Genomic DNA, 26,137 nt, shown 5'->3' with positions numbered 1-26,137 from the left:
AATTTATTGCACAAAATTATGATTTTATTGCAAAATTGCACATTCGTTGAAGATTGATGATTTGTTTTTTTCTGTAGTTGTAGTAAATTACTTAGTAGACGTATGAATTAATTAACATTTAGGGGGATGAATATTTATGGGGAATTTTCAAAATATTAATACTTTAAAGCCAGAAGGCATTGAAAACAAAAAAGCATATTTAGTCGGAGGAGGTATAGCCTCTCTTGCGGCTGCTGCATACTTAATTCGAGATGGTCATATGGATGGTAAAAATATCACTATTTTAGAACAAGCACATATTATCGGTGGTAGTATGGATGGAGCTGGAAACGCAAAGGACGGTTACGTTGTTCGCGGTGGACGCGAAATGGAAGAACATTATGAGTGTTGTTGGGATTTATTTAGCGCGGTTCCTTCTCTAAGCGCCCCTAATCGAACTGTTTTGGACGAATTTCGAGAGCTAAATATGGCTGACCCTAACGAATCGACTTGTAGGTTACTTCATAACTGTGGTGAAAAGGCCGATTTTTCCTCTCTTGGATTAAACGATCTTCATATTAAGCAACTTACTATGCTTCTTCTTGCAACCGAAGAAAATTTGGGAGCCACAACTGTTGAGCAGTATTTTCACCCATCTTTTTTAGAAACTAATATGTGGTGCTTCTGGCGCTCTATGTTTGCATTTGAAAATTGGCACAGCGTTGTGGAAATGAAACGATATATGCAACGTTTTATGCACTTGCTTCCTGGAATGAGCCATATGAAAAACATTATGTTTCCAAAGTACAACCAGTATGAGTCTATGATTCTTCCTTTGGAAAAATGGTTGCAGTCTAAAAATGTAGTCATTAACCTAAATGCACAGGTTACAGATTTGGATATTGATATAGAAACTGATAAAAAAACTGTTACGGCCATTCGACTGTTGCATAATGGCAAGGAAGAAATAATTCATACAACCGAGAATGATTTGGTATTTGTTACCAATGGATCTATGACAGAAAATTCTACGATTGGAAGTATGCACGAGCCTGCAACAATTAATCGTGGAACAGCAGGTTGCTGGGATTTATGGAAAAACATAGCTAAGAAAGATCCTTCATTTGGAAAACCAGAAGTTTTTTGTAGTGACATAGACAAAAGCAAATGGGAATCTTTTACTATAACTAGCGCGGATCCTAAAATAGCAGATCTTCTTAAGGAATTAACAGGTAATGACCCATATTCCGGGAAAACTGTTACAGGAGGTATTATAACTATCAAAGATTCAAGCTGGCTTTTGAGCGTAACTTGTAATAGACAGCCTCACTTTATTGACCAACCTAAAAATGTATTGGTACTATGGGCTTATGGTCTTTTCCCTGACAATATTGGAGATTTTGTAAAAAAGAGAATGTGTGATTGCACTGGTGAAGAACTTGTAACGGAACTTTTATACCATATGGGTAAGAAAGATGAAATACCAGAAATCCTTAAAAACGTTAATGTTATCCCTTGCATGATGCCTTATACAACCAGTCAGTTTATGCCACGTGTCAAGGGTGATCGTCCTGACGTTATTCCGAAAGGCAGTAACAATCTTGCCTTTTTAGGACAATTTGCAGAAGTTGCAGATGATTGTGTATTCACAGTTGAATATTCCATTCGTTCAGCTATGATGGCGGTTTATACGCTACTTAATCTTGAGAAAGAAGTACCAGATGTATATCCCACTAAATACGATGTTCGCGTGATTGCTGCGGCAACAAAGGCATTATATAGTGGACGTCCTCTCCCCGCTGAGATGATTGTGAAAAAACTTTTAAAAAACACAACACTTGAAGGGTTAATTTAAATATAAAAAAAGAGAACCAGGAGAAATTTAATTCCTCCTGGTTCTCTTTATTATAAATATTTTTATAATAACTACCACATACAATTTCTGATGTTTAAATAAAAATACTATCAGTGACAGTATGGTTGGCAAAAGTGTTTACTATTTTTGTATTTTGCATTTTGATAATGCTCTATGGATATCGCCACTTATTACATTATTGAGATCGGCGATAAGTTGTTCTGGATTTTTAACCATCTTTGTTCTTATCCAATCAAGCAATAACCCTACAAATGCAAATTTATAAAAATTAACTATAAATTCTTTTTTTTCTTCCCAAATCTTCATGTCCACGGCGATCTCATCAACAACATTAAAGACAAGGGTGTACACTGCATTGTATAAATGGGTTTCCAAATACTCACGCCCAACGGAATTATAGGTATTTAACACCATTTTATGATTTTGATCTAAATAGAGAAATATTTGCAAAAATCCCTGTTGCCACGTTTGATACGTTTTATTTTCTGCCATGACACTAGCAACTTCAGTTTCGAAAACCCACTCTAAAAGTGCATAGATATCTTGAAAGTGATAGTAGAATGTACGGCGATTTACTCCACAGTCGTTAACAATATCATTAATTGTAATTTTTGTTAATGGAGTAGTATTCATTAGTTTTTTCAATGATGATGCTAAAGCTTTTTTTGTGGTTTGTGACATACATTACAGCTCCTTTCCCTGCGCATTATATATATTATATTTATAATGAAGGAGTTAGTCAATGAGGTAGTAAGGAGCTGGATTTAGTTATATCCTACGGAATCATGTTCGTAGCCTAAAAAATATAAAATGATAAAACTTTTAGATGCAAGTATAATATATGTTATACTAAAATTGAAAAATATTAATTTAGAGGTGATACTTATGGATCATAAAAGTACAGATATTGCTAAAATTTCTGTGAAAATGTCCCTATGTCCAAGAGCTAGTGAAGAAAAATTTATCGCAGCTTATAAAGAAAAAGGAATATTGGTTACTGCAATAGATATTGGAGGTAATTTTTCTGCATTTACTACAAAGGTAATTGAAAGTGCTATTGTAGCTTCAAAAAGAGGTGGACTTATAAAGGATTGTCATGTTCATGAGGGTGCTGTAGCTGGTGCTACTAAAGATGCTTTAGCCCAAGTTGCACCTAAAGCTAACGGATTAAATGTAGGTGGGAAAATGGGAATAGCGAGATCTGGTGAACATATAAGTGTATGTATATTTTTAAGTATAGGTTTGCTCCATTTGAATGAGGTTGTAATAGGACTTTCACATCGTTCTATACCTGATATTTATTAACTGAAATTTTATAATTTAAAAATCTAATATTGGTAAGTTGTATAATGAAATGACCGAAGAGTAACAAAAAATAAAGACTCAAGAGAAATACTCTTGTATAATGTTAAGTGACTAAACCAACATATACGGGAGGATTTCAAATGAGTCAATTAGATTTTATCACACAGAGCAGAAAAGGTAAACACATAACATACGAGGAACGCATAAAGTTAGAAGCTTTACACAAAATGGGACTTAATTCAACTCGTATTGCGGAGCAAATAGGTGGGCGTTCAGAACGTACAATAAGGCGTGAAATTGCTAAAGGAATTGTAGAACTATTGAATAGTGACTTAACCACTCGCATGGAATATAGCGCAGAAATTGGGCAGTCAGAGCATGACAAACAAGGTACCGCTAAAGGTCCTGCATTAAAAATAGGAAAAGATCATAAATTGGTGAAGTACTTAGAAAAAGCTATTGGTATAGATGGCGAATCTCCGTATGCAGCTATTCAAAATATCACAAATAAAGATCTACAATTTGAAACAACTATTTGCTTCAAAACTGTGTATAACTATTTGGATAATAATTTGTTTTTAAATATAAGTAACAAAGATCTGCCTGTTAAAAAGAATGCTAAAAAGAGAAACTATAAAAAAATAAGATCAGCGTATAACAATACCAAAGGAACTAGCATATCGGAGAGACCTGCAGCGGTAGCTGCACGTGATGAGATAGGCCACTGGGAAATGGACACTGTAGTTGGCAAACAGGGTACAAAAACTGTCTTGATGGTGTTAAGTGAAAGAGTAACTCGTAAGGAGTTAGTCTTTAAAATACCATCTAAATCACAGGCGGCTGTCGTGAAAGAATTGGACAAATTGGAGCGTAAAATGGGAATGTTATTCTCGAAAACATTTAAAACAATCACCTGTGATAACGGCTGTGAGAACCTTGATTTCGAGGGTATTGAGAACTCAGTAAGAAATAAACGAAAGAGAACTAAAGTGTATTATGCTCACCCATATAGTTCATGGGAGCGAGGCACAAACGAAAATATCAATAAAATGATACGACGATTTATCCCAAAAGGTGTGGATATTTCAGCATTCTCTAAAAAACAAATTATGCGAATACAGCACTGGATCAACAATTATCCAAGAAGGATTTTCAACGGTTTATCTGCCAATATGATGGAACAGAAAACCATTACAACTTAACATTATATTTTTCTTGAAAATTTCGGACATTTTATATTGCAATCTACAAAAAATCTAATATTTTAGAAATATATTGACAATTTGAAAAAAATGCTATAAGATTAATAAAAAATTTAACATAGAATAATAATGTAGTTAAGGTATTTTGTAGCATGTAGTATGGTAGCGTAGTAGGGTAGTATGGTAGTGTAATAATGGTAGGGATTAAGACGTAAATAAAGCTAACTATAAAATTAATGACATTTCAGAAGGAAAGTCTCCAACTTTTATAAGTGGGAGTTCTATACTATAACAAAGAAAAAATTATTGTGGGAGTATAAAGCTCCTTCTGAAGTCATTAATATTGCAGCTCCGCAGGAGATGACTCCGCAGGAGATGATTTAACAGTAGCTTTTATTTTTATAATTAAATATTTTAGGAGGATGGTAGTATGGTAGCGAAAAAGAGATTATTATGTGTAATTGGCACGTTGTTTTTAGGTGCCTCAGTTTTAGCAGGTTGTTCGACTGCTAAAACAAAAAGTAAAGGTAATTCTGGTAAGGTGACAAGTATTGGAATAATCCAACTTGTAGAACATCCCGCACTAGACAAAGCTCACAAAGGATTTATGGATGCTCTTAGTTCTAAGGGGTTTATAGATGGTGAAAAAATAAAAATAGACTTTCAAAATGCTCAAGGCGATATTCCAACAGCTCAAACTATTGCAAGCAATTTCACTTCAACTAAAAAGGATTTAATATATGCTATAGCAACGCCTTGCGCACAGGCAGCATATAACAGTACTAAAAGTATTCCTATACTTATAACTGCTGTAACTGATCCTGTAAAATCAGGTCTGGTAAAATCTCTAAACAAACCCGATACAAATGTTACAGGCACTAGTGATGAATTGCCTATGGATAAACAATTTCAATTAATTAAAATACTAAAACCTAACTGTAAAAAGGTAGGTATATTATATAATACTAGTGAAGCAAATTCAGAAATTCAAGTAGAAATGGCAAAAAAGCAAGGTTCAAAGATGAATTTAGAAATAATAGCTGTGGGGATTTCAAGTTCTAACGATATATCTCAAGCATTAGCTTCATTACTTCCTAGAATTGATGTTTTATATACAACAACTGATAACTTAGTAGCATCTTCAATGCCTCTCATCAGCTTAAAATCCATTGAAAAAGGAATTCCTATAATAGGCGCTGAAAAAGCCCATGTAGATGCTGGTGCATTAGCTACAGAAGGTATAGACTACTATAAACTTGGTTTTGAGACAGGTCTTATGGCAGTAGATATCATAAATGGTAAAAAGCCAAATGATATGCCTATACAAACTTTAAAGGAATCAACACTTACCATAAATGAAGATACGGCAAGCAAACTTAAAATTACTATACCAAGTGATTTAAAGGCAAAAGCAGTGATAGTTAAGGGCGGTGCTAAGTAATGGATGGCCTTATCATAAACATACTAGAACAAGGATTTATTTTTGCAATAATGGCTATAGGAGTTTATATAACTTATAGAATATTAGATTTTCCCGATTTATCTGTAGATGGAACTTTTGCATTAGGAGCTGCAGTTACAGCAGCCGCATTAGTAAAAGGTGTAAATCCTTTTATATCACTAATTTTAGCTTTTATTTCGGGCATAATGGCCGGAGGAATTACTGGGATACTTCATGTGAAGCTTAAAATAACAAATTTACTTTCAGGTATTTTAGTTATGATAGGACTTTATTCTATAAATCTTAGGATAATGGGTAAAGCTAATGTGCCATTATTTTCACAAAGCACTATTTTTTCTAATGATATTTCTCCAGTAATCATAATTGCCTTATTTGCTATTTTAGCTAAGATAGTTTTAGATTTGTTTTTGAATACAAAACTAGGGTTTATATTAAGAGCTACAGGAGATAATTCTCAAATGGTAACTTCCTTAGGAATTGATATAGGGACTATCAAAATACTTGGTCTTATGCTTTCAAATGGTCTTGTAGCAGTTTCTGGTTCTATGATGGCTCAATATCAAAGATTTTCTGATGTAGGCATGGGAACTGGAATTATAGTTATGGGTCTAGCGTCTGTTATATTAGGAGAAGCTATTTTCAAAAAAACTTCATGGATGCTTCCAACGACTACTGCAATTTTAGGTTCAATATTATATAAAGGCAGTATATCTCTTGCTTTAAACTTAGGGTTACCTCCAACAGATTTAAAACTTATAACTTGTATAATTGTTATATTTGCTTTGTCCTTAAATGGGAGAAAGGTTAATTTAAGTTTTAAAATGTTAAAGAAATTTAAGTCAGGAGGTGTTCCAATTGCTTCAGATAAATAATCTTCAAAAGGTTTTTAACAAGGATACAATAAATGAAAAAGTTATATTTAATAATTTGAACCTTCATTTAAACAAGGGAGATTTTATTACTGTAATAGGTAGCAATGGTGCCGGCAAATCATCTCTATTAAATTTAATATCTGGTTCAATATTACCTGACAAGGGTTCTATTTGTTTAAATGGAAGAAATATATCATCGCTTCCAGAACATAAAAGAACAAAATTTATAGGAAGGGTATTCCAAGATCCAACTTTAGGTACTTCTCCTTCTATGTCCATATTAGAAAATTTATCAATGGCTTATAATAAAGGGAGTAAATTTGGATTAACTCCTGGCATTAACAATAAAAATTTAGAGTTATTTAAGGAATCATTATCCAGACTTTCTTTGGGCCTTGAAAATAACTTAAATAAAAAGGTTGGTTTATTATCTGGTGGTCAAAGACAAGCTTTGTCACTACTTATATCAACTATATCTAATCCTGATTTATTGCTTTTAGATGAGCATACCGCAGCCTTAGATCCAAAGACTTCTGAAAATATAATAAAATTAACTAAAAATACAGTTAGTGAAAAAAATATAACTACACTTATGATAACTCATAATTTAAATTATGCCATAGATATAGGAAATAGGCTGATAATGCTTCATGGTGGAGAAATAGTTTTAGATATCAGCGGAGAAGAAAAGAAAAGTTTGACTATACCCAAACTTTTAGACAGATTTAACAACAAAAATTCCAATGACTTTATAAGTGATGAAGTGGCTTTTTCATAAAATTTTAGCAAGGAACTAACTAAAATGTACCCTATAGAGTAGACAATTTTAAAAAAGTCTATCCTGTAGGGTAGTTTTAGTTATTTCCTATTTGTTTTTTTTGGAAACCATCCTTTTTTAACTCTTTCTTCTTGCTCTATAATTTCATGAATACTCCAAATGCATGAGAAACCAGCTACCCCTACTATAGCTGATAGTGTAGTATTTTTAATATACAATGAGACAAGCACAAAAACAATTCCTAAAATTAAAAATACAGGCCATATTTTTTTACCAAAATAGTATTCTCCTTTAATTACTATAGGATGAAAAACTCCAATAATAAGAAAGGCAGCAATGCCAATAAAAATTCCATGAAAATTCATTATAAGACCTCCTAAGCATTCTGAATAGTGTTAACACTATCGTTGTTGTATATATAGTATCATATAAAAACATCTTCCTCACCTAATCCGTTTTTACTAACAAAAAATGTAATATTATTAATCCTTGACATATTATAATTAAAAATATAGAATTTAAGTGATAACATAATTTTATATTTTTAATTATGCACAATGAAGTGTATTAAATGAGCATTGAGGCTCCGTGGGAATTGATTCCTATGGCGCTTTTTTATTTAACGACAGTTTAGAAGGAAAGACTCCCACGTCTATAAGCGGGAACTACGTACCATAACAAATAGAAAACTTCAGTGGGTGTATAAATCTCCTTCTGAAGTCGTCAATGCAGCTTCCGCGAAGCTGTTTCAGCTCCGCAGGAGATGATTTAATTCTGAAAGGAGAATATTAATGGAAAGTTTTAACATTAAAACGCAGATATATTTCGGAGACGGTTCATTAGAAAGATTAAGTCAACTTGATTGTAAAAGGGCATTTATAGTTACAGACCCTTTTATGGTAAAATCAGGTGCCATAAACAAGATTACTGATGAAGTTTCGAAGGGTGACATTCAGTATATGGTATTTTCAGATATTGTACCAGACCCACCAATCGAAGTTGTGGTAAAAGGTATAGAGGTTATGATGAAATTTAATCCAGAAGTAGTAATAGCTCTAGGTGGAGGTTCTGCTATAGATGCAGCAAAAGCAATATGTTCTTTTAGTTCTAAGATACATGATCGTATGGATTGTGGCGTGAAGAATAATAAAAAAATTAAATTTATAGCTATACCTACAACTAGTGGAACAGGTTCAGAGGTTACAAGTTTTTCTGTAATTACAGATAAAAGTAAGAATATAAAATATCCTTTAGTATCAGATGAACTACTACCTGACGAAGCTATATTAGATGCAGAACTTGTTACAACTGTGCCAAATTTTATTACAGGAGATACAGGGATGGATGTACTAACCCATGCTATAGAAGCTTATGTATCTACTAAAGCAACAGATTATACAGATGCATTAGCAGAAAAATCTATAAAATTGGTTTTTGAAAATTTAATGAGAGCTTATAAGAATGGTAATGATTTAGATGCAAGAAAAAAAATGCACAATGCTTCTTGTATAGCAGGGATAGCTTTTAATAATGCATCACTAGGGTTAAATCATGGAATGGCACATATTGTTGGTGGAAGATTTCATGTGTCTCATGGAAAAACTAATGCTATATTACTGCCATATGTAATAGAATACAATGCAGATTTAAAAGGTTTTAATTCAAATGATTATACAAAGGCCGCTAAAAGATATTCAGAAATATCCAAAATATTAGGATTGCCATCATCAAATGTTAGACAAGGGGTAAAAAGCCTAATAGCAGCTATAAATAAGCTTTTAAATGAATTAAATATGCCTACATCGCTAAAAGAAACAGGGATAAAGGCAGATGATTTTAAAAAAGAAGTTTCACAAATGGCCCTAATAGCTATAGAGGATAGATGTACTGAAACGAATCCACGAGTACCTAATATAGAGGAAATAATAGCTTTATTTGAAAGGGTTTTTGATAAAAAATAATAGGTCACATTGATATAAATAGCACGGAAAAATTAACAATATTAAAAACGTTTTCCATATTAATTTTTCATATTGACAAATTAGAATAAAGAGTATAATATTTAAGCATAGGTACACAATGGCGTGTACATTTTAAAGAAGGCAATGAGGCTTGTTAAAAATATAATTATATTTTTAGTGAGCCTATTTTTTTATAAAAATTCAAAGAAGTGGTGATACTATGGAAGAGAAACAAAGAGTAATACAAGAATATGTTCCTGGCAAGCAAGTTACATTAGCCCACTTAATTGCAAACCCCAACAAAGATCTATATAAAAAACTAGGACTTACAGCAGATCATAAGGATGCCTTAGGTATACTTACTATAACACCTAGCGAGGCCTCTATTATAGCAGCAGACGTGGCAACAAAGTCGGCAGATGTATCTATTGGATTTGTGGATAGATTTAGTGGATCAGTGGTTATAGTTGGTGATGTAGGCAGTGTAGAGTCAGCACTTACTGAAGTTATTAAGGTTCTTAGTAATGTACTCGATTTTTCTGAATGTAAGATAACCAGATCTTAGAGGTGATATATGAAAACCTTAATGTTAATTGGAAAAACATATTGTGGCAAAACTACTTTGACTCAAGCAATAAACGAAGACGAGTTACATTATAAGAAAACTCAGACAGTTGAAATTATCGACGGAATTATAGATACTCCTGGTGAGTACATTGAAAACAGATCTTATTATAGAGCTCTTATAGTTACTTCTGCAGATAGTGATGTAATCGCTATGATTCAGGATTGTACGCAGGAAGATAGTATTTTCCCGCCAAGCTTTGCTAGTATATTTGCAAAGCCTATTATTGGAATTATTACAAAAACTGATTTGTGCTGTGATGAAAACAAGTTAAAAGCAGCAGAAGAAGTTCTAGTAAGCGCAGGAGTAGAAAGAATTTTTAGAATAAGTGCTTTTGATAAATCTGGTTTAGAAAATTTAAAGGATTATATTATGAATTAAACTTTTTAAAAATCTATTTTTATTTTATGAGGTGAAGTATGAATAAAAAAATAGTAATAGCCGATGATGAGCCTATTACAAGAATGGATTTAAAAGAAATACTAGAAGCGGCAGGATACGATGTTGTAGGAGAAGCTTCAGATGGATTTGATGCAGTATCATTGTGTAGAAAACATTCACCAGATTTAGTGCTTATGGATATAAAGATGCCTCTTCTTGATGGATTAAATGCAGCTAAAATAATTCAAAATGAAAATTTGGCCAGTGGGATAGTTCTGCTAACTGCTTATAGTGGCAAAGAGTTTGTAGAAAAAGCTATCAAAGTAGGGGCTATAGGATACATAGTTAAGCCTATAGATGAAAAATCACTTATTCCAACTTTGGAGGTAGCTATATCCAAGAGCGCAGAAATAAAAAAAATGAAAATAGAAATTGAAAAAGGTTGTAGTAAGCTAGAAGAAAGAAAAATTATTGAAAAAGCTAAAGGCTTATTGATTCAAAGAGATAAAATTACTGAGCAAGATGCTTATGACCAGATTAGAACACTTAGTATGAATAAAAGATGTTCAATGGGAGATATAGCTGAGGCTATAATAATGAGTTATGAACAGTGAAAAAATATATGAACTATGTAGAATGTACACTAATTTAGATGAAGATGACATTTTAAAAATACAGCAAATGTCATCTTGTATTAAATATTTTGCCGACATTTTAAATGCAGATGTTTTTATAGATTGTCCAACTAGAGAAGCTGACGAAGCTATAGTAATAGCTGAGGCAAAACCTATTAATAGACCTTCGATGTATCAAAATACTGTAGTAGGAGAACTAGCATTAAGAGATAATGAGCCTGCTGTGCTTAGAACATTAGATCTTGGAATAACAACCAAAGACTTGAAGGCTGTAACTCAAGAACATATAAATGTACGACAAACGGTGTCACCTATAGAGAATAACGGCAAAATTATAGGGGTTCTAATAGTAGAGAAGGACATAACAGAAAAAATAAAAAAAAAAAAACATATGGAAATGCTAGCACAAGGCTACGAGGAGTTAGCTAATACTTTAGTATCTTCTACAGAAAATGAAAATAACATAGCTGATCACTTAGATGAAGCTATTATTATCTTTGATGAAGAAGGGGTAGTTAGGTTTAAAAATCCTATTGCTGATTTACTATATAAAAAGCTTGGCTACAAGGACAGCCTACTAGGCATGGATTATGATAATTTAGCCTTAGATGATATTAATTTTACGGAGGTAATGAATTTTCCTAATTCTAATGAATGTGAAGTGCATTTAGGAAAACTGTTTTTAAAAGTTAAGAGAATAATATTAACTGATAAAAAATTAAAACTTGTTACTATGATTAGGGATATAACAATGATGAAGGAAAAAGAGAAGGAATTAATTTTAAAATCTGTAGCTATTAAAGAAATTCACCATAGAGTGAAAAATAATCTACAGACTATAGCAAGTTTATTAAGACTTCAAGCAAGAAGAAGTGATAACCAGCAGACTAAAGATGCATTAAATGAAAGCATGAATAGAATTTTAAGTATAGCAGCTACCCATGAGATATTATCGCAAGAAGGTCTGGATGAAGTAAGTATACAAGAAGTTATTTCTAATATTAAAGATAACGCTATAAGATATTTTAATGCAACTAATAAGAATATTAAAGTGAATTTAATTGGAGGTAATTTTAAAGTAAGTTCAGATAAAGCAACTTCAATAGCTCTTGTAGTAAATGAATTACTTCATAATTCTATGCAATATGCTTTTGTAGATAAACCTTCAGGTAATATAGATATTGTAATCGAAAAAAGTGAAATATATTCTACCGTTGTAATAGTTGACAACGGTACGGGATTTGATATTAATAAGGTTAGAAAAAATAGTTTAGGACTTAGTATAGTAAAGACTATAGTTAAGGATAAGCTAAATGGAGATATTAATATAGCAACAGATTCAGAAGGAACTAGAGTTGTATTTGATTTCAAAAATTAATATGGATAATGGAAACACAAGGGCGTGTTTTTAAGATAAGCGATGAGGCTTAAAGTTATTTTTTAAATGACTTTAAGCCTTTTTTTGTTCTTAAACTGTGTTTCTGAAAATTCATAAGGCATTTGAAAAGAGGAATTAATATGAGAGAAGAAATTATAAGTGTTGGTATAGACATTGGTACTTCGACAACACAACTTGTATTTAGCAAGATAATTATAGAAAATTTGGCCTCAAATTTCTCTATACCTAGAATATCCATTGTGGATAAGGAAATTATATATAGAAGTGAAATATACTTCACACCACTTAAATCACAAAAGGAGATAGATGGTGAAAAGGTTCGCGAAATAGTAAAAAGAGAGTACCTTGCAGCAGGAATAGCGCCCTCAGATGTTATAACTGGGGCGGTTATAATAACAGGTGAAACTGCTAGAAAGCAAAATGCTAATGATGTTTTGCAAAAATTAAGTGGACTTGCAGGAGAGTTTGTTGTAGCTACTGCAGGACCTGATTTAGAATCAATAATCTCAGCAAAAGGTGCAGGAGCAGATAAAATTTCTGAGGATGAAGAGTCTACTGTAGTTAACTTGGATATTGGTGGAGGAACTACTAATATAGCAGTCTTCAAAGAAGGAAAACTTTTAGATACAGGATGTTTAGATATAGGTGGAAGACTTATTAAAATTGATAAGTCTTCGGGCAAAGTTCTATATATTGCGGAGAAGATAAAGGAATTAGCTAAGTTAAATCATGTTTCTATAGAAGAGGGGCAGAAGCCAACCTTTGAGGCTTTGAATATTATAGTCGATGAAATGGTTAAACTTTTAGAGGAAAGTGTGAATATAAGAGAAAAGAGCAGCTTCTATGAAAGAATACTTACCAATAAGGGAATTAGAAGCGATATAGCAATAGATTACATTACCTTTTCTGGAGGAGTTGCTGATTATGTTTGCAATCTGGAACCTGAAGAAATGTTTAAGTATGGAGATATAGGTATATTACTTGGTCAAGCTATTAGTAAGTCAAAGTTATGTACTAAAATTGTGGTTAAAAAATCTATAGAGACCATAAGGGCTACGGTGGTAGGAGCTGGTTCTCACACCACAGAAATTAGCGGCAGTACAATAACATATACAGAGGATAAGTTTCCTATTAAAAACCTTCCAATACTAAAACTTTCAGAGGATGAAGAAAATTCAGGTCATGAAAACATGGTTAAGGTTATAAAGGAAAAACTTAAGTGGTTTACATTAGAGAATGAGCTTCAACCCGTGGCTATAGCCATAAAAGGAAAGTTGAATCCTAGCTTTGTAGAGGTGCAAAAACTAGCGGAGACTTTGCTTTTGGGAATGGAAGAGATTTTGAAAGGTGATTTTCCAACTGTTTTAGTAGTTGAAAATGATATAGCTAAAGTCTTGGGACAAACTTTATATAGACAGCTTAATTTCAAAAAAGAAGTTGTGTGTATTGACACTATAAACGTCGAAAATGGCGATTACATAGACATAGGTAAACCTCTAGCAAATGGTAGGGTTGTACCAGTAATAATTAAAACACTAATATTTAATTCATAAAAAATAAGAGGGGTGAATTATCTTGAAATTAAAAACAAAGTTATTTGGAAAAGTGTATGATTTTAAATCAATAATGGAAGTTATGGCAAAGGCAAATGAAGAAAAGTCAGGAGATAAGCTTGCAGGAATTGCAGCAGAATCTTCAGAAGAAAGAGTGGCGGCTAAGGTAGTTTTAAGTCATTTAACTTTAGAGGATTTGAGGAATTGTCCAGCAGTACCTTATGAAATAGATGAGGTAACAAGAATAATTCAAGATGATGTCAATGAAAAGATATACGCTGGAATTAAAGACTTAACAGTATCTGAATTTAGAGAGTGGATATTAAATGAAAATACTACTGGAGAAGATATTAAAAGGATAAGTCGCGGACTTACTAGTGAGATGGTAGCTGCTGTAGCTAAGTTAATGTCTAATTTAGATTTAATTTATGGAGCAAAAAAAATAAGAATTACTGCACATTGTAATACAACAATAGGACTAGACGGAACCTTATCTGCAAGACTTCAACCTAACCATACCACAGATAATCCACAGGGAATTTTAGCTTCTCTTATGGAAGGATTAACTTATGGTGTTGGAGATGCGGTTATAGGCTTAAACCCAGTTGATGATTCCGTTGAAAGTGTAATGCGAGTTCTTAAAACCTTTGAAGACTTTAAGAATAAATGGGAAATACCAACTCAAAACTGTGTATTAGCTCATGTAACAACACAAATGGAAGCTATAAGACGTGGAGCTCCTGCGGATTTAATTTTCCAAAGTATAGCAGGTTCTCAAAAAGGAAATGAAGCTTTTGGAATAACTGCAGATATGATAGAAGAAGCAAGGCAGTTAGCACTTAAAGAAGGCACAGGATCTGGCCCTAATGTAATGTATTTTGAGACAGGACAGGGTTCAGAATTATCTTCAGATAGTCATAATGGTGTAGACCAAGTAACTATGGAAGCAAGATGTTATGGATTTGCTAAGAGATATAACCCATTCCTAGTAAATACTGTTGTTGGATTTATAGGACCCGAATATTTATATGATAGTAAAGAAGTTATAAGAGCAGGTCTTGAGGATCACTTCATGGGTAAATTAACTGGAGTACCAATGGGTGTTGATGCTTGTTATACAAACCATATGAAGGCAGATCAAAATGATATAGAAAATTTATCCGTACTTCTTACAGCGGCAGGATGTAACTTCTTTATGGGATTACCTCATGGTGATGATATAATGCTTAACTACCAGTCTACTGGATACCATGAAACAGCAACACTAAGAGATTTATTACACTTAAAACCAATAAAAGAGTTTGAAGTTTGGATGGAAAAAATGGGATTCACAAAAGATGGGAAATTGACTGAAAAAACAGGAGATGCATCTGTATTTCTTAAATAATGAGAGGAGGAAAAATAATGGTATCAGAAAATGATTTAAAAAAATTGGTTGAACAGGTACTACTTGAAATGACAAGTAAAGATAAGAAAGTTACAGCTAAAGTTGAAAATTCTATTAAAACAGAGGTTGAAGATGGATTTATTGATGATATTACAACTGTTGATATTAAAAAACAACTTTTAGTTCCAAATCCAGCAGATGCTAAGGGATATTTAAAAATGAAGGAGTCTACTCCAGCGAGATTAGGAATTTGGAGAGCAGGTCCTAGATATAAAACTGAAACAGCTTTAAGAGTTAGAGCAGATCATGCAGCAGCTCAAGATTCAGTTTTCTCAGATGTTTCAGAGGAATTCTTAAAGGAAATGAATTTATTTTCTGTTAAAACAGAATGCATCAATAAAGATGAATTTATAACAAGACCAGACCTTGGGAAAAAGATAACTGAAGAGGGTATAAAAGCTATAAAAACTAACTGCAAAATGAGACCACAGGTACAAATATATGTATCAGATGGATTAAGCTCAGCAGCTATAGAAGCTAATATTCGTGATGTACTTCCAGCTATGGTGCAGGGCCTTGAGGGTTACAGAATTTCTGTAGGAACTCCATTCTTCGTTAAAAATGGAAGAGTTGGCGTTATGGATGTAGTATCTGAAACCTTAGAAGCAGATGTTACTTGTGTACTTATAGGGGAAAGACCAGGCCTTGTTACAGCAGAAAGTATGAGTGCTTATATAGCATACAAAGCTACTGTAAATATGCCAGAAGCTAGAAGAACAGTTGTATCTAATATACATAAAGGTGGTACTCCTCCAGTAGAAGCAGGTGCTCATATATCTGACATAATAAAATTAATGCTAGAAAAGAAAGCAAGTGGAGTAGATTTAAAATTATAGTAAAGAAATTATAATTAGGAGGCAAAACACATGAAAAATGAAGCTATTCGTGCAACGGTATTAGGTGTAAAAATAATATCAAATGTTAGTCAAGATTTGGTAGAAGCCTTTAATTTAGCTCCACATCATAAGAGTTTAGGAATTATAACAGCAGATATAGATGATGTTACTTATACAGCTTTAGATGAAGCTACGAAATCAGCAGAGGTAGAAATAGTATATGCAAAATCAATGTATGCAGGTTCTGCAAATGCAAGTACAAAACTAGCAGGTGAAGTTATAGGAATAATGGCTGGACCAAGTCCAGCAGAGGTTAGAAGTGGACTTAATTCTGCTCTAGATTTCATAGAAAATGGAGCAAGTTTTACAAGTGCTAATGATGATAATACAGTTCCATATTATGCTCACTGTGTATCAAGAACAGGCAGCTTTTTATCGAAAACTGCGAACATTAAAGAGGGAGAGCCTATAGCTTATTTGATAGCTCCTCCACTTGAAGCTGTATATGCATTAGATGCTGCTTTAAAAGCAGCAGATGTTAAATTAGTAACTTTTTACGGACCACCATCAGAAACTAACTTTGGTGGAGCATTGCTTACAGGTAGCCAATCAGCTTGTCAAGCAGCTTGTGATGCTTTTGCAGCAGCAGTCCAATTTGTAGCTGAAAATCCTACAAATTTTTAAAGTGAGGCAATTAAATGTATAAGGGAGCATTAGGGTTAATTGAGGTACATGGGTACCTTGGTGCCATAGAAGCTGCAGATGTGGCACTTAAGACATCTAATGTAAATCTTATAGGTTGTGAAATAGTTGATGGTGGTTTGGTTACAGTAAAGATAAAGGGTGATGTTTCTTCAGTTAAAGCAGCTGTTGAAGCGGCTGAAATTGCTGTGACAAAGTTAAATATTTTAGTAGTAGCTCATGTAATTCCTGGACCAGACTTATCAGTATGGAACACTATTGTGGAAAATACAAGCACTAAGGATTGTGACCATAAGGAATGTAGTGAAGAGGTTTTAGTTGTTGAAAGTAAAAAAATCAAGAATGTAAATCAAGACAAAAAAACACAAGAGATTAAAGCGATAGAATTTGGAGATAACACTCTAAGTAATAGTACAAGCCTAAAAGAGCAGTTAGAGAGTGAAAAAGTAAATGAACTCAGAACATTAGCGAGAAGTCTTGACTTAGATAATATGACTAAGAAACAGATAAAGTTTGCTAAAAAAGATAGGCTTGTAGAAGAGATCGTATTATTCTATCAAAGGAGGAGTAAATAGTGGATAAGGATTTAATGTCAATTCAAGAAGTTAGGGACCTAATAGCTAAAGCAAAGATTGCACAAAAGAAATTAGGCGAAATGAGCCAAAGCGAAATCGACAGAATAGTTAAAGCCATTAGTGATTCAGCTTATAATAATGCTGAAAAATTAGCTAAAATGGCAGAAGAGGAAACTGGTTTTGGAAAATGGCAAGATAAGATTGTGAAAAATACTTTTGCTAGTAAGGGAGTTTATGAATATATAAAGGATTTAAAAACTGTAGGAATAATAAATGAAGATAAAGATAAAAAATTAGTTGAGGTGGCAGTTCCAGTAGGGGTTGTTGCAGGACTTATTCCATCAACTAACCCTACATCTACAGCTATATATAAAGCTATGATATCTATAAAAGCAGGAAATTCAATAGTTTTCTCACCACATCCAATGGGTAAAAAATGTATATTGGAAACTGTAAGAATAATATCTGAAGCAGCTGTGGCTGCAGGAGCACCAGAAGGAACTATTGGATGCATGTCTATACCTACTATGCAAGGTACAGATCAGTTAATGAAACATAGTGATATTTCATTAATACTCGCAACTGGTGGTACACCTATGGTTAAAGCAGCCTATAGCTCAGGTAATCCAGCTATAGGAGTAGGACCAGGAAATGGACCAGCTTTCATAGAAAAATCTGCAGATATTCCTTTAGCAGTAAAGAGAATATTAGATAGTAAGACTTTTGATAATGGAACTATCTGTGCTTCAGAACAATCTATAGTAGTTGAAGCTTGCTCTAAGGACAAAGTAGTTTCTGAATTAAAAGCACAGGGCGCTTATTTCTTAAATAGAGAAGAAGCTGATAGATTAGCAGGATTTATACTTAGAAGTAATGGTTCAATGAATCCTCAAATAGTAGGAAAAAGTGTTGAAGCTATAGCTAAAATGGCTAACTTAAATGTTCCTACTGGAGCTAGAGTACTTATATCTGAAGAAACAAATGTAGGACATAAGTATCCATACTCAAGAGAAAAGTTAGCTCCAATTTTAGGTTTCTTCTGTGAAGAAACTTGGGAAAAGGCTTGTGAAAAATGTATTGATATATTAAACAATGAGGGAGCAGGGCATACTCTTATAATACACTCAAATAATGAGGCTGTAATTAGAGAATTTGCACTTAAAAAACCTGTATCAAGATTATTAGTTAATACTCCAGGTTCACTAGGTGGAATAGGAGCTACTACAAGCTTAGTACCAGCTTTAACTTTAGGCTGTGGAGCAGTTGGCGGAAGTGCAACTTCTGATAATGTTGGACCTATGAACTTATTGAATATAAGAAGATTGGTTTATGGAACCCGTGAAATAGAGGATATAGTAGATAGAAGTAACACTGTTAATTCTAATATTAGCAAAGAAGATTTAAATGAAGACTCTATAAATCTAATAGTAGAAAAAATCATGGAAAAATTGAAAAGCTAGTTATATAAAATTAATATAGATAAAAAAAATTTTAGGAGGAATATAAAATGGCAAGTACAAACGCATTAGGAATGGTTGAAACAAGAGGACTCGTAGGTGCAATAGAAGCTGCAGATGCTATGGTTAAAGCTGCAAATGTTACATTGGTAGGAAAAGAGCAAATTGGTGCAGGACTCGTAACTGTAATGGTTAGAGGAGATGTTGGAGCTGTTAAAGCAGCTACAGATGCTGGAGCTGCTGCTGCAGAACGAGTAGGAGAATTAGTTTCTGTTCATGTAATTCCAAGACCACATGCTGAAGTAGATGCAATACTTCCAAAAGTAAAAGAAGTAATAGAAGAATAATATTTAAAAACATACTATCCCCACAATTCAAAAGGTTGTGGGGTAGTATGCTTATATACAATCTTCTCAAGGGGATGTGAGTTATATGAGTTTGTTAACTGAAAGTGAACTAAGAAAACAACTTAAAAATACAGATATTAAAGAATACGAAGTAGTAAAGGGTGTTATTATTACCCCCTCTGCAAAACAGTATCTACAAGATAAAAACATTAAACTAATAATTGTTGATACATTGAGTGCTAAGAAACAAGGTAATTCCAAAACTGAAAAGGAAGATGAAGGAAAAATTTTCCCGAAATATATTTGCCTCAAGGGTGGTTATGTAGAGGAAAAACCAGAGCATATGACACAGTTATATGGAAATAAATTAGTACCTAAAGATCATAGGAAAATAGAGTTTAGAGGAAGACTTGATAGTCTTCAATCTAAAATTTTGGAAGTTCAAGTAATAGCTTCAAAACTTCAAAATGAAGGAGTAGCAAAAGACTTAGAGGAGATTCTATCTTTTGTACGTAACATATTAAGGGCGGAAGTATTAGAAGAAAATCTTCCGGAATTCTCTATTTTAGGAATTGGTGAGAATGACCTGAGGGAAATGTCACATAATCCTAAAAAATATTTTAATATGGATCATTTTATGCCTAATTATAAAATGGGTGAAATAGTTGTTGGACTTAATTCCATAAGAAGTAATATAAGAGAAGTTGAAATATGTGGTTTCAAGGCATTTAAAGACATTGACGCAGAGATAACAAGAAACGATATTATAAGATATTTAAATAGATTAAGCAGCTGTTTATATATAATGATGTTTAAGTTTTTGTCAGGAAAATATAAATAGAGGGGGCACATCAGTGACCGGTATAGACATTGAATACATTATAGAAGAAGTCATAAAAAGAGTAAATGAAAAATTTAAAATTACAGTGGAAGCTTCAGGAAAACATGTTCATCTTTCAAGAGAAAGTATTGATACATTATTTGGTAAGGGTTATAAATTAACAGAGGTAAAGAAATTATCACAACCAGGTCAATATAGCTGCAACGAAAGAGTTAGCCTAACTGGGCCTAAAGGAACAATTAAAAATGTAGTTGTACTTGGACCAGAAAGAACACACACACAGGCTGAAATATCTAAGAGTGATGCTGTTATTTTAGGAGTAAAAGCACCAATTCGTGAATCAGGAAAATTACAGGGTAGTGCAGGTGTAACCATATCTACAGAAAAAGCTTCTTTAACAATTAAAGAGGGGTTAATAGTTGCAAAACGTCATATACATTTAACATTAGAAGATGCAAAGTTATTTAAGGTTCGTGATAAAGATATAGTTAAAGTTGAAGTTTCTGGGGAAAGACCGCTAATCTTTGATGATGTTGTAATTAGGGTAAAGAAAGAATTTAGAACATTTATGCACATAGATTATGATGAGGCAAATGCCTGTGGATATAATAAAGGCACTACTGCAAAAATTATAAAATAGAATTGTTGTTTTATAGATGATTTTAAAAATAAGATGATATACCTTATATGTTAAGCTGTATTAAACATTATAATTTTTATATAAGGAAGTGATTTAAGTGGATATAGAAAAATTAGTAGATATGATCACTAAGGAAGTTATGAAGAGGATTCCTAGCAGTAGAAATAGTACTGCAATGGATAAAGAAAAGGTATTGGTAATAAGTTCCTCTGAAGAAGAGTTAATAGTGATTAAAGAGCTTGTAGAAGATAAATACGAGGTTCATATTTATGATAAAGAAGATATAAATTTGAGAGACTATGAGCATATAATAGTTACAAATTTATGTAATAAAGGATTATCATCAATGGCGCTTGGGTTATGTAATAATGGTGTACAAGCGTTTATAGTAGAGGCTCTTTTTAACGGTAAGAAGGTTTATGTATTAAAAGAGGGAATACAGTACAGAAAACATTTAAGTACGTCTAATGAAGCTTTATATAATCTATATAATCAATATGAACACAAAATCATGTCTTATGGAATTGCTTTAGTCCATCAAAAGGATTTATTAAAAAGCATGCAAATGGGCGCTAATCGCAATGATGAATCAGTGCAAAAATCCTGCTCAATAGAATCAAATATAGTAATCGATGATATGCATAATAAAACTGAATCACAAGCTAAAAAAGCGGTTTCAGAGGATACTGTGCAATCTCATCAAATAGTAGAAATAAATAATAAAAGACTGATTACAGAATCAGACCTTAGAAAATTATATATGAACGGAATAAAGGAAGTAAACTTAATTAAAAAAGCTATATTAACCCCACTTGCTCAAGATTTTATAAGAATAAAACGATTAAAGATAAATAGAGTTTAGGGTTATTCTAAAACATTTTAAAAAATAAAAAGGGGGGGGCAGTTAATGATTATTGGTAAAGTTATAGGCAATGTTTGGGCTACAAGAAAAGATGATAAATTAAATGGATTAAAATTCTTAGTGATAGAACCATCTAAAGCTGCAGCCGGCGAGGGGAGCGGAATTTTTGTTGCCGCAGATATAGTAGGGGCTGGCATAGGGGATAGTGTATTAGTGACTAAAGGTAGCGCTGCAAGCGCATCACTGCATATAAAAGATGTGCCTGTGGATGCTGTTATAGTAGGTATAATAGATAGTTTAGAAGTAGATGCAGAATTTCTATAATAAAGCACTTCTCGTATAAATAAATTTATTTGGAGTGAATCTATGATTAAAACTTTAGGAATGATGGAATTTAGAAGTATTGCAAAAGGAATAGAAATAGCGGATGTAGTTCTAAAAGCAGCAGAGGTAGAATTAGTATTTTGTAGAACTATTTGTCCAGGGAAATTTATGATACTTATATCAGGAGAAGTAGGATCTGTTAAAGAAGCCTTAGACAAGGGGACGAATCAAAGTAAAGGTTTTTTGATAGGAAGTTTTCTACTTCCTAATGTACATAAGGATATTATACAATCATTAAAAAATAAAATAAAAGTAGTACCTAATGGAGCTATAGGAGTAGTGGAGACCACTAATGTAGTTTCTGGAATATTTATCTTAGATAAGGCGCTTAAAGCAGCGGAGGTAAGGCTTTTTAAGTTAAGTCTCGGCACTTTAATTGGTGGAAAATCTTATTTTATTATATATGGTGATGTGAGTTCTGTGCAGGAAGCTGTAAAAGAAGCTTTAAGAGAAATTGATGAGAAAAAAATAGTTTCAAGTATAGTAATTCCATCACCATCTAAGGAACTAATCAGTAGCTTATAATAATAGTTAACAATGTAGATAAATTCTAAAAAAATACATATGATCAAAAAATAATTTTCTGGAAGGAGAAAAAATGGGAATAAATGAAATTATTATATATATAATGGTTGTTTTCATGGTTTTAGGTGCAATAGATAAGTGCATAGGAAATAAATTTGGTTTAGGAGAACAATTTGAAGAGGGATTTATGGCAATGGGTTCATTAACTATAGCTATGGTTGGTGTAGTTTGTTTAGCACCAGTACTTGCTAGTGTATTAAAACCTGTAGTAGTCCCAATTTACACTGCATTAGGAGCAGATCCATCTATGTTTGCTACTACTTTACTTGCTTGTGATATGGGAGGATATCCTCTTGCAAAAGAACTTGCACAAACAGCACAAGCAGCAAGCTTCTCAGGCGTAATTATAGGATCTATGATGGGACCAACTATTGTATTTACTATACCAGTTGCTCTTGGAATAATTAAAAAAGAAGACCATAAATTTTTGGCAACAGGTGTACTTGCAGGGATAATAACAATTCCTATAGGAGCGCTTATAGGTGGACTTGTAGCTGGATTTGGAGTAATAATGTTACTTAAAAATCTTGTGCCAATAATAATATTTGCAGCACTTCTTGCTGTAGGATTATGGTTAATTCCTGAAAAAATGATAAAAGGCTTTACCGTTTTTGGAAAAGGTGTAGTTGTGCTTATAACAATAGGTCTTGCAGCTATAATAATAGAAACTTTAACAGGAGTAGTTGTTATACCTGGAATGGCACCACTATCCGAAGGTATTGAGATAGTAGGTTCTATTGCAATAGTACTCGCAGGAGCCTTCCCAATGGTTTATGTTATAACGAAAGTATTTAAAAAACCTCTAATGAAGCTTGGTTCATTACTAGGTATGAATGATATTTCAGCAGCAGGTATGGTGGCGAGTCTTGCAAATAGTATACCAATGTTTGGAATGATGAAAGACATGGATGAACGGGGTAAGATAATAAACGTTGCATTTGCAGTTAGTGCAGCTTTTGTATTTGGAGATCATTTAGGTTTTGTTGCTGGAGTAGAAAAAGGAATGATATTCCCTATGATAGTTGCAAAATTAGTCGGTGGAGTTGCAGCGGTTGCGTTAGCTTGTTTTATACTTTCGAAAAATAAAAAAAATAAGTCTGTTCAAGCATAATAGCATTATAAGATAATAATGAATGGAGGAATTAAAATGGAAAATATAGATGCAAAATTAATTGAGGACATGGTTAGAAAAATCATAGCAGAAAGTTTATCAAAGGAAAAATGTGAATTTGAAAAGCACGTAGATCCTAGTGGTATAATGTCAATAAAATTAGACACTGTAAAAATGGGTAAGTTTGATACTGGCAAAGAGGGAGATGACGTACTTTTAACAGATGTTTTAACATTAGAAGAAAGTCCGAGACTTGGATGCGGTCTTATGGAAATGAAAGAAACGTGCTTTGATTGGACATTAAAATATGATGAAATAGATTATGTTATAGAGGGAACTTTAGAAGTAAATATTGATGGAAGAAAAGTTGTAGCCAATAAAGGGGAAATGATTTTAATTCCTAAAAACTCAAAAATTCAATTCAGTGTTCCAAATTATGCAAAATTTATGTTTGTGACATATCCTGCTAATTGGGCCGATATAAAGTAGATATTTTTTAAGGTAAAGACTTAGAACAAAACAAAAAAAAAGCCTCATACTATTAATTTAGTATGAGGCCTTTATCTTATTAAATATCTTTCTCTCTTGATAAACTAAAATCTATTAATCCCATTGGTTTATCATAGAAAATACGCTCATCCATAAGTTTGGGAATATCATTCATTTTTGGCTTGAAAGCCATTAAATCTAAAACATCCTTTTGCAAATCAATACCTGGTGCTATTTCAGTAAGATAAAGTCCATCCTTTTTAAGTTCGAATACAGCTCTTTCAGTAATGTACATTACTGGCTGATTTACCTTTCGTGCATATTTCCCACTAAAAGTAATTTGCTCAACTTGATCAATAAATTTAAATAGCTTACCTTCTTGTTTGATAACAAGCTTTCCATCTTTTATTTCTTGTTTAAGTCCTTGGGCTGTAAATGTTCCACAGAATATAACTTTTTTTGCATTTTGGGTAATATTGATAAAGCCACCGCATCCTGCAACACGTGTTCCAAACTTACTTACATTTAAGTTACCGTCTTTATCAACTTGAGCTAATCCTAAGAATGCTAAATCAACTCCACCACCATCATAAAAATCAAATTGGCATGCTTGGTCTAGAATTGCTTCTGGATTTACTGATGCACCAAAAGCTAATCCACCCTGTGGCAATCCACCAACTGCTCCTGCTTCTACTGTAAGTGTCATATAATCGCAAATCCCTTCTTCACTAGCAACTAATGATATTACCTCAGGTATTCCAATTCCTAAATTTACAACAGTATTAGATTTAAGCTCAAAGGCAGCTCTCCTTGCTATTATTTTCCTAATATCTAAAGGTGTATTTTCAATTGAATCCATTATTGCTTTTATTTCACCTGTACAAGCTGGATTATATTCAAATCCAAAGGTCTGCTCATGTTCCTCTGGTTTTGAAACAACAACATAGTCTACATATATACCAGGAATTTTCACAAGTCGTGGATCAAGGGTGCCAGCAGCTACTACTCTTTCAACTTGAACTACAACTATTCCACCGCAGTTTTTTGTTGCTTGAGTAATGGATGTTGCTTCAAGAGTAGCTATTTCTCTTTCTAGACTAATATTACCATTTTTATCTGCATATGTACCGCGTACAAAACAGATATCAATTGGAAATGATTTATATAGTAGCTTCTCTTCACCTTCGATTTCAATTATCTTTACAATATCCTCCTTTGTAATATCATTTAATTTCCCTCCTTCAATTCTAGGGTCAACAAATGTGTTTAGTCCTACATGAGTTATAGTACCAACCCTTTTACCAGCAATATCCCTAAAAAGCTGAGAAAGAGTTCCTTGTGGAAGATTATAGGCTTCTATTTTATTTTCTACAGCTAATTTTCCTAGGGCAGGTGCCATGTTATAATGACCACCTACTACTCTTTTAGTCATTCCTTCGTGTGCAAAATGATCTGCACCTCTTCCATTTTGATTACCCTGAGCAGCGGCGTATATAAGATTTAAATTTATAGGCTTACCAGTTTCTAAAAAACGCTTTTCTAAAGCTGTAGTAAGGGTTTCAGGACAACAACTGCCAACAAATCCATCTGTTACAATATAATCGCCATCCTTTACTAACTCAGCAGCTTCTTTAGGTTTTAAGATTTTCATAGAACTACATCACCTTTCACAGTATATTGTAAAATTATTAATATTGATTAGCATCATAAATATAACTATTATTCAGTTGTCTACGATATTCCAGGGAAAATGAAAATGATAATGAATATGAAGAAATAATTAAATATACTACTATTATTAACATATATTGGTTAAGTTGCGCATAATATACT

General features: G+C 32.9%; 28 protein-coding genes. 25 read left to right on the top strand and 3 right to left on the bottom strand.

Going from position 1 to position 26,137, the window contains the following annotated elements; translation table 11 throughout:
• Positions 1-136 precede the first annotated feature (136 nt).
• A complete protein-coding gene (locus ACWJKE_RS08865) occupies positions 137-1,834 on the top strand; it encodes an oleate hydratase (protein ID WP_216303426.1) in 1,698 nt (565 codons plus the stop codon).
• A 141-nt stretch (positions 1,835-1,975) separates the two neighbouring features.
• Here ACWJKE_RS08865 and ACWJKE_RS08860 read toward each other — a convergent pair whose 3' ends face one another.
• Positions 1,976-2,536, bottom strand: a complete 561-nt coding sequence (locus ACWJKE_RS08860; RefSeq protein ID WP_462954289.1) for a TetR/AcrR family transcriptional regulator — start codon at positions 2,534-2,536, stop codon at positions 1,976-1,978.
• Positions 2,537-2,740: 204 nt separating this feature from the next.
• On the opposite strand from ACWJKE_RS08860, the gene ACWJKE_RS08855 reads away from it, so the two are divergent.
• The 5 genes from ACWJKE_RS08855 to ACWJKE_RS08835 all read left to right on the top strand — a co-directional run bounded on the left by ACWJKE_RS08855 (position 2,741) and on the right by ACWJKE_RS08835 (position 7,474).
• Positions 2,741-3,160 carry a HutP family protein gene (locus ACWJKE_RS08855; RefSeq protein WP_216303448.1) on the top strand — a complete coding sequence of 140 codons (420 nt, stop codon included), beginning with the start codon at positions 2,741-2,743 and terminating at the stop codon, positions 3,158-3,160.
• 140 nt (positions 3,161-3,300) lie between these two features.
• Complete coding sequence (locus tag ACWJKE_RS08850) at positions 3,301-4,362, top strand: IS30 family transposase (RefSeq protein WP_462953225.1); 1,062 nt, start codon at positions 3,301-3,303, stop codon at positions 4,360-4,362.
• 430 nt (positions 4,363-4,792) lie between these two features.
• Positions 4,793-5,803, top strand: a complete 1,011-nt coding sequence (locus ACWJKE_RS08845) for an ABC transporter substrate-binding protein (RefSeq protein ID WP_216303428.1) — start codon at positions 4,793-4,795, stop codon at positions 5,801-5,803.
• Positions 5,803-6,696, top strand: coding sequence for an ABC transporter permease (locus ACWJKE_RS08840; RefSeq protein ID WP_165411564.1), 894 nt, complete (start codon positions 5,803-5,805; stop codon positions 6,694-6,696). Before ACWJKE_RS08845 ends, ACWJKE_RS08840 begins: the two co-directional genes overlap by 1 nt.
• Positions 6,680-7,474 (top strand): ABC transporter ATP-binding protein, encoded by a 795-nt coding sequence (locus ACWJKE_RS08835; protein WP_165411565.1) that lies wholly within the window; start codon positions 6,680-6,682, stop codon positions 7,472-7,474. Before ACWJKE_RS08840 ends, ACWJKE_RS08835 begins: the two co-directional genes overlap by 17 nt.
• 80 nt (positions 7,475-7,554) lie before the next feature.
• On the opposite strand, the gene ACWJKE_RS08830 is transcribed toward ACWJKE_RS08835, so the two are convergent.
• The gene (locus ACWJKE_RS08830; RefSeq protein ID WP_216303429.1) at positions 7,555-7,839 is read right to left on the bottom strand and encodes a DUF4491 family protein; all 285 of its coding nucleotides are present in this window, start codon (positions 7,837-7,839) and stop codon (positions 7,555-7,557) included.
• Positions 7,840-8,265: 426 nt separating this feature from the next.
• On the opposite strand from ACWJKE_RS08830, the gene ACWJKE_RS08825 reads away from it, so the two are divergent.
• The 19 genes from ACWJKE_RS08825 (at position 8,266) to ACWJKE_RS08735 (ending at position 24,304) form a co-directional block, all read left to right on the top strand.
• Positions 8,266-9,435 carry a 1-propanol dehydrogenase PduQ gene (locus ACWJKE_RS08825; RefSeq protein WP_216303430.1) on the top strand — a complete coding sequence of 390 codons (1,170 nt, stop codon included), beginning with the start codon at positions 8,266-8,268 and terminating at the stop codon, positions 9,433-9,435.
• Between the two features lie 220 nt (positions 9,436-9,655).
• On the top strand, positions 9,656-10,000 hold the full coding sequence (eutS, locus tag ACWJKE_RS08820; protein WP_165411568.1) for an ethanolamine utilization microcompartment protein EutS: 345 nt from the start codon (positions 9,656-9,658) through the stop codon (positions 9,998-10,000).
• A gap of 9 nt (positions 10,001-10,009) precedes the next feature.
• On the top strand, positions 10,010-10,441 hold the full coding sequence (locus tag ACWJKE_RS08815; RefSeq protein ID WP_220286410.1) for a EutP/PduV family microcompartment system protein: 432 nt from the start codon (positions 10,010-10,012) through the stop codon (positions 10,439-10,441).
• Between the two features lie 38 nt (positions 10,442-10,479).
• A complete protein-coding gene (locus ACWJKE_RS08810; RefSeq protein WP_165411570.1) occupies positions 10,480-11,055 on the top strand; it encodes an ANTAR domain-containing response regulator in 576 nt (191 codons plus the stop codon).
• Positions 11,045-12,454 (top strand): sensor histidine kinase, encoded by a 1,410-nt coding sequence (locus ACWJKE_RS08805; RefSeq protein ID WP_220286409.1) that lies wholly within the window; start codon positions 11,045-11,047, stop codon positions 12,452-12,454. The genes ACWJKE_RS08810 and ACWJKE_RS08805 overlap by 11 nt, the downstream gene beginning before the upstream one ends.
• A gap of 140 nt (positions 12,455-12,594) precedes the next feature.
• Complete coding sequence (gene eutA, locus ACWJKE_RS08800; RefSeq protein ID WP_220286408.1) at positions 12,595-14,028, top strand: ethanolamine ammonia-lyase reactivating factor EutA; 1,434 nt, start codon at positions 12,595-12,597, stop codon at positions 14,026-14,028.
• Between the two features lie 22 nt (positions 14,029-14,050).
• Positions 14,051-15,415, top strand: a complete 1,365-nt coding sequence (locus ACWJKE_RS08795) for an ethanolamine ammonia-lyase subunit EutB (RefSeq protein ID WP_216303434.1) — start codon at positions 14,051-14,053, stop codon at positions 15,413-15,415.
• A 17-nt stretch (positions 15,416-15,432) separates the two neighbouring features.
• Entirely contained in the window at positions 15,433-16,311 is an 879-nt protein-coding gene (gene eutC / locus ACWJKE_RS08790; RefSeq protein ID WP_216303435.1) for an ethanolamine ammonia-lyase subunit EutC, read from the top strand.
• Positions 16,312-16,341: 30 nt separating this feature from the next.
• Positions 16,342-16,995, top strand: a complete 654-nt coding sequence (gene eutL, locus ACWJKE_RS08785; RefSeq protein WP_165411575.1) for an ethanolamine utilization microcompartment protein EutL — start codon at positions 16,342-16,344, stop codon at positions 16,993-16,995.
• 14 nt (positions 16,996-17,009) lie between these two features.
• Positions 17,010-17,588, top strand: coding sequence for a BMC domain-containing protein (locus ACWJKE_RS08780; protein WP_220286407.1), 579 nt, complete (start codon positions 17,010-17,012; stop codon positions 17,586-17,588).
• 14 nt (positions 17,589-17,602) lie between these two features.
• Entirely contained in the window at positions 17,603-19,048 is a 1,446-nt protein-coding gene (locus ACWJKE_RS08775; protein ID WP_216303449.1) for an acetaldehyde dehydrogenase (acetylating), read from the top strand.
• 47 nt (positions 19,049-19,095) lie between these two features.
• Entirely contained in the window at positions 19,096-19,392 is a 297-nt protein-coding gene (eutM, locus tag ACWJKE_RS08770) for an ethanolamine utilization microcompartment protein EutM (RefSeq protein ID WP_165411577.1), read from the top strand.
• A gap of 85 nt (positions 19,393-19,477) precedes the next feature.
• Positions 19,478-20,233 carry a cobalamin adenosyltransferase gene (locus ACWJKE_RS08765; protein WP_216303437.1) on the top strand — a complete coding sequence of 252 codons (756 nt, stop codon included), beginning with the start codon at positions 19,478-19,480 and terminating at the stop codon, positions 20,231-20,233.
• Between the two features lie 13 nt (positions 20,234-20,246).
• Positions 20,247-20,873: an ethanolamine utilization phosphate acetyltransferase EutD gene (gene eutD, locus ACWJKE_RS08760; protein WP_165411579.1), complete on the top strand. Its 627-nt coding sequence runs from the start codon at positions 20,247-20,249 to the stop codon at positions 20,871-20,873.
• Between the two features lie 97 nt (positions 20,874-20,970).
• On the top strand, positions 20,971-21,735 hold the full coding sequence (locus ACWJKE_RS08755) for a hypothetical protein (protein WP_220286406.1): 765 nt from the start codon (positions 20,971-20,973) through the stop codon (positions 21,733-21,735).
• Positions 21,736-21,780: 45 nt separating this feature from the next.
• On the top strand, positions 21,781-22,059 hold the full coding sequence (locus ACWJKE_RS08750) for a EutN/CcmL family microcompartment protein (RefSeq protein WP_462959341.1): 279 nt from the start codon (positions 21,781-21,783) through the stop codon (positions 22,057-22,059).
• Positions 22,060-22,101: 42 nt separating this feature from the next.
• Positions 22,102-22,644 (top strand): BMC domain-containing protein, encoded by a 543-nt coding sequence (locus tag ACWJKE_RS08745; RefSeq protein WP_216303439.1) that lies wholly within the window; start codon positions 22,102-22,104, stop codon positions 22,642-22,644.
• A gap of 73 nt (positions 22,645-22,717) precedes the next feature.
• Positions 22,718-23,815 carry an ethanolamine utilization protein EutH gene (gene eutH / locus ACWJKE_RS08740; protein WP_216303440.1) on the top strand — a complete coding sequence of 366 codons (1,098 nt, stop codon included), beginning with the start codon at positions 22,718-22,720 and terminating at the stop codon, positions 23,813-23,815.
• A 36-nt stretch (positions 23,816-23,851) separates the two neighbouring features.
• The gene (locus ACWJKE_RS08735; protein WP_216303441.1) at positions 23,852-24,304 is read left to right on the top strand and encodes a cupin domain-containing protein; all 453 of its coding nucleotides are present in this window, start codon (positions 23,852-23,854) and stop codon (positions 24,302-24,304) included.
• Between the two features lie 79 nt (positions 24,305-24,383).
• Here the strand turns inward: ACWJKE_RS08735 and ACWJKE_RS08730 are convergent, their stop codons facing one another.
• On the bottom strand, positions 24,384-25,955 hold the full coding sequence (locus tag ACWJKE_RS08730; RefSeq protein WP_462959340.1) for an acyl CoA:acetate/3-ketoacid CoA transferase: 1,572 nt from the start codon (positions 25,953-25,955) through the stop codon (positions 24,384-24,386).
• Positions 25,956-26,137: the final 182 nt, after the last annotated feature.

The organism is Clostridium sp. CM036, from assembly GCF_055081135.1.
This window is presented reverse-complemented; position numbering and strand designations above follow the sequence as displayed.

Bases quoted from the DNA above. Each gene is read 5' to 3' on its own strand.
- ACWJKE_RS08865 (WP_216303426.1), top strand. From the start codon at position 137: ATGGGGAATTTTCAAAATATTAATACTTTAAAGCCAGAAGGCATTGAA.
- ACWJKE_RS08860 (WP_462954289.1), bottom strand. From the start codon at position 2,536: ATGTCACAAACCACAAAAAAAGCTTTAGCATCATCATTGAAAAAACTA.
- ACWJKE_RS08855 (WP_216303448.1), top strand. From the start codon at position 2,741: ATGGATCATAAAAGTACAGATATTGCTAAAATTTCTGTGAAAATGTCC.
- ACWJKE_RS08850 (WP_462953225.1), top strand. From the start codon at position 3,301: ATGAGTCAATTAGATTTTATCACACAGAGCAGAAAAGGTAAACACATA.
- ACWJKE_RS08845 (WP_216303428.1), top strand. From the start codon at position 4,793: ATGGTAGCGAAAAAGAGATTATTATGTGTAATTGGCACGTTGTTTTTA.
- ACWJKE_RS08840 (WP_165411564.1), top strand. From the start codon at position 5,803: ATGGATGGCCTTATCATAAACATACTAGAACAAGGATTTATTTTTGCA.
- ACWJKE_RS08830 (WP_216303429.1), bottom strand. From the start codon at position 7,839: ATGAATTTTCATGGAATTTTTATTGGCATTGCTGCCTTTCTTATTATT.
- ACWJKE_RS08825 (WP_216303430.1), top strand. From the start codon at position 8,266: ATGGAAAGTTTTAACATTAAAACGCAGATATATTTCGGAGACGGTTCA.
- eutS (WP_165411568.1), top strand. From the start codon at position 9,656: ATGGAAGAGAAACAAAGAGTAATACAAGAATATGTTCCTGGCAAGCAA.
- ACWJKE_RS08815 (WP_220286410.1), top strand. From the start codon at position 10,010: ATGAAAACCTTAATGTTAATTGGAAAAACATATTGTGGCAAAACTACT.
- ACWJKE_RS08810 (WP_165411570.1), top strand. From the start codon at position 10,480: ATGAATAAAAAAATAGTAATAGCCGATGATGAGCCTATTACAAGAATG.
- ACWJKE_RS08805 (WP_220286409.1), top strand. From the start codon at position 11,045: ATGAACAGTGAAAAAATATATGAACTATGTAGAATGTACACTAATTTA.
- eutA (WP_220286408.1), top strand. From the start codon at position 12,595: ATGAGAGAAGAAATTATAAGTGTTGGTATAGACATTGGTACTTCGACA.
- eutC (WP_216303435.1), top strand. From the start codon at position 15,433: ATGGTATCAGAAAATGATTTAAAAAAATTGGTTGAACAGGTACTACTT.
- eutL (WP_165411575.1), top strand. From the start codon at position 16,342: ATGAAAAATGAAGCTATTCGTGCAACGGTATTAGGTGTAAAAATAATA.
- ACWJKE_RS08780 (WP_220286407.1), top strand. From the start codon at position 17,010: ATGTATAAGGGAGCATTAGGGTTAATTGAGGTACATGGGTACCTTGGT.
- ACWJKE_RS08775 (WP_216303449.1), top strand. From the start codon at position 17,603: ATGTCAATTCAAGAAGTTAGGGACCTAATAGCTAAAGCAAAGATTGCA.
- eutM (WP_165411577.1), top strand. From the start codon at position 19,096: ATGGCAAGTACAAACGCATTAGGAATGGTTGAAACAAGAGGACTCGTA.
- ACWJKE_RS08765 (WP_216303437.1), top strand. From the start codon at position 19,478: ATGAGTTTGTTAACTGAAAGTGAACTAAGAAAACAACTTAAAAATACA.
- ACWJKE_RS08750 (WP_462959341.1), top strand. From the start codon at position 21,781: ATGATTATTGGTAAAGTTATAGGCAATGTTTGGGCTACAAGAAAAGAT.
- ACWJKE_RS08745 (WP_216303439.1), top strand. From the start codon at position 22,102: ATGATTAAAACTTTAGGAATGATGGAATTTAGAAGTATTGCAAAAGGA.
- eutH (WP_216303440.1), top strand. From the start codon at position 22,718: ATGGGAATAAATGAAATTATTATATATATAATGGTTGTTTTCATGGTT.
- ACWJKE_RS08735 (WP_216303441.1), top strand. From the start codon at position 23,852: ATGGAAAATATAGATGCAAAATTAATTGAGGACATGGTTAGAAAAATC.
- ACWJKE_RS08730 (WP_462959340.1), bottom strand. From the start codon at position 25,955: ATGAAAATCTTAAAACCTAAAGAAGCTGCTGAGTTAGTAAAGGATGGC.